The 1,457-nt window shown below is 77.4% G+C and carries 1 protein-coding gene and 1 pseudogene; both read right to left on the bottom strand.

The genetic code is table 11. The features are described 5' to 3' along the window. Positions 1-551 (bottom strand): annotated as a pseudogene (locus LCE31_RS24365) (hypothetical protein); the annotation flags it as partial. Further along, a complete protein-coding gene (locus LCE31_RS24360) occupies positions 533-1,276 on the bottom strand; it encodes an ABC transporter ATP-binding protein (RefSeq protein WP_225017628.1) in 744 nt (247 codons plus the stop codon). The pseudogene LCE31_RS24365 and the gene LCE31_RS24360, both read right to left, overlap by 19 nt. Positions 1,277-1,457: the final 181 nt, after the last annotated feature.

Below are 1,457 nucleotides of genomic sequence, written 5' to 3'. Positions count from 1 at the left end.
AGGTCAACCGGCGCGTACCGCGGCGCGGCGTGCGCCGCGCGCCGGGCGCGGGGGGCGGGCCGCACCGCGCCCGCCGACGCGGCGGCCGCCAGGACCGGCACGGCCGCGAGCAGCAGCACCACCGCGCCGGCCGGCAGCGGCCGGCCCGCGGCGAGGAGTCCGCGCGCCGCGCCGTCGAACGGCAGCCGCGACCCGTCGCCCCGCAGGTGCCAGAAGAGCAGCAGCGCCACCAGCGAGCCGGCCGTCGAGGACACCGCGGTCGTCACGGCGGCGTACGCGGTCAGCCGCACCGGCCCGAGCCCGATCGCGGACAGTCCGGGCCTGGGCACCGTGCCCGGGTCGGTACGGGCCACCGCGACCGCCAGCTGCACGGCGGCGGCGGCCGGGATGACGCACCACGCGAGGCGCAGTACCGCGCCCTGCGGGTGGCCGGTCGCCCACATCAGCGTGCACAGCAGCAGCAGGCCCACGCCGCCGGACGCGGCGGCCACCAGCAGGCGGTGGAGCTGGACCAGGGGGCGCGAGCCGCGCGCTAGACGGAGAGCGAGCACGCTTCTTGCCCCTCCGCCTCTGGGGTGGTGGGGGAGTCGCCGCGGCGGCCGTCGGCCAGCCCCACGGCCTGGTCGGCGAGCGGTACCGCCTCGTCGTCGACGGTGGCGAGGACGACGGTGATGTGGTGCGAGCGGGCCGCCGTCGTCAGCGTCCGCAGCACATGGGCGCGGTCGCCCGCGTGCAGCGCGGCGGTCGGCTCGTCCGCGAACAGCACGGTGGGACCCGAGGCCAGCGCGCGCGCCACCGCGATGCGCTGGCGGCGGTCCTGGGAGAGCTCGGCCGGCCTGCGGCGAGCGCAGTCCGCGACGTCGAGCCGCTCCAGCCACTCCGTCGCGGCGGCCCTGGCGGCCCGGTGCGAGGTGCCGCGCAGCAGCAGCGGCAGGGCCGCGTTCTCCCAGCCGCTCAGCTCGGGCACGAGCGAGGGCTCGGGGCCCACCCAGCCGAAGCTGTCGGCACGCAGCCGCTCGCGCTGCGCGGCACCGAGCGTGTGGACGGGGTGGCCGTCGAACCAGACCTCGCCGCTCTGCGGCACCAACTGCCCCGAAAGGCACCGCAGCAGCGTGCTCTTGCCGCTGCCGCGCGGCCCGTACACGGCGAGGATGTCTCCCTCGCGCACGCCGAGCGACACCCCGGTCAGCGCGGGGAAGCCCCCGAACGAGCAGTGCAGGGAGCGCGCCCACAGGACGTCGTGGATCTCGGGTTCGGATTCGGGCGGGGCCACCATCGCGTACACCTCGGTTCTGATCGGACGGTCCGTCCCCCTGTATGGGCGCGGACTTCGGAGCAGATCGTCAGGGGCACGGTAGGCAGCGGTGCGCGGGTGGGGAGCCAGTACGCGGCACGGGTGCCCCTCTCTCACCCGAACGGGGGTGGCGGGGGGCCACGGCCGAGGACGCCGGCACCTC

This window comes from Streptomyces sp. 8L (genome assembly GCF_020176795.1).
Taxonomy (GTDB): domain Bacteria; phylum Actinomycetota; class Actinomycetes; order Streptomycetales; family Streptomycetaceae; genus Streptomyces.
Note: the sequence above shows the minus strand (reverse complement) of the source record. Positions and strands in the feature narration are given on the sequence as shown.

Excerpts from the sequence above, each read along its gene's own strand:
- LCE31_RS24360 (WP_225017628.1), bottom strand. The coding sequence starts at position 1,276 with ATGGTGGCCCCGCCCGAATCCGAACCCGAGATCCACGACGTCCTGTGG.